A 1,230-nucleotide genomic window follows, 5' to 3' on the forward strand; every position below is an offset into this window, starting at 1 on the left:
GAAGACGAGCGGCGGATGGGCCAACGACGCCTTCACGACGACGGTCAACACGAACTCGACCGGTCTCGCGGTGCAGGCACTGCAGGCCTACCTCGACGAGCACCCCGGCTCTGCTGCGGCCGAGGGCGCCGTGACCAAGGGTCGTGCGTGGGTGGCCGGGCTCCAGGTCCTCCCCACCACGGGTGCGGCCGCCGCGACGAACGTCGGCGCGATCGCCTACTCCCCCGAGGCCTTCGCCGCGGGCCCGGCGACGAGCACCGACCAGTGGGAGCGGGCCACGCCGCAGGCGATGCTCGCCTTCGGGCTCCCCGGCTTCGACACCCTCGTCGTCGCCGCGGCCCCCACGGCGACGCCGACACCCACGCCGACGACCAGCGCCAGCTCCAGCGCCACGCCGACCGGTGGCACGACCGAGCCGACCACGCCCGGCACCGGTGGCTCCGACGGCGGTCCCGGTGACGGCACCGCGGGCGGGTCCGGGACCGACACGGGCTCGGGTTCGGACGGGGGCCTCGCCTACACCGGCGCCGCGGTCTGGCCGGCCTTGGCCGTGGCCGTGCTGCTGCTCCTCGCGGGCTCCGCTTTCGTCCTCGTCTCGCGCCGCCGCGGGGTGCACGCCTGATGCTTCGCCGCCTCCTCTCGCTGGGCGCGGCGACCGCGCTCGGGGCAGCCGCGCTCACCGGCGCGGCCGCCCCGGCCCAGGCGGCCGCCTGCTCGTCGACGAACGGCGTGACGGTCGTCGTGCAGAGCTCGCAGGGCACCCAGGTGCGCTGCGCGAGCGGTGACCCCTCGTCGGCGTGGTCGGCGCTCCAGAGCGCCGGCTTCTCGCTCACGGCGGTCCAGCGCTTCCCCGACGCGCTCTGCCGGATCGACGGCTACCCGGCGTCCGACCCGTGCGTCAACATGCCGCCGGCGAGCGCCTACTGGTCGTTCTGGCACGCCCCCAACGGTGGATCGTGGACCTACAGCCAGGTCGGGATCAAGGGCTGGAACCCCAAGCCGGGCAGCTCGGTCGGCTTCCGCTTCGGCTCGGGGTCGGCCCCGAGCACGCGACCCGCCACGGTCTCGGCTCCCGCGCCGACCACCGCGGCGCCCAAGCCCACTGCTGCACCGAAGCCCACGCCGAGGACGACGACGAAGGCGCCGAGCGCCCCGCGTCCGACCAGTCAGGCTCCCGGGGGTCGCACGACCGCGGCGGCTCCGACCGCACCGCGGTCGGCGGCCGCTCCC

At 76.1% G+C, this 1,230-nt stretch carries 1 protein-coding gene and 1 pseudogene; both read left to right on the forward strand.

Annotated elements, in window-relative coordinates; all coding sequences use genetic code 11:
* Positions 1–622: pseudogene (locus N798_RS18540) on the forward strand (hypothetical protein); the annotation flags it as partial.
* The coding region (locus N798_RS16470; protein WP_198030771.1) for a hypothetical protein at positions 622–1,230 on the forward strand (609 nt) is incomplete at its 3' end. The pseudogene N798_RS18540 and the gene N798_RS16470, both read left to right, overlap by 1 nt.

Origin of the sequence: Knoellia flava TL1, assembly GCF_000768675.1 — a bacterium.
Lineage (GTDB): Bacteria > Actinomycetota > Actinomycetes > Actinomycetales > Dermatophilaceae > Knoellia > Knoellia flava.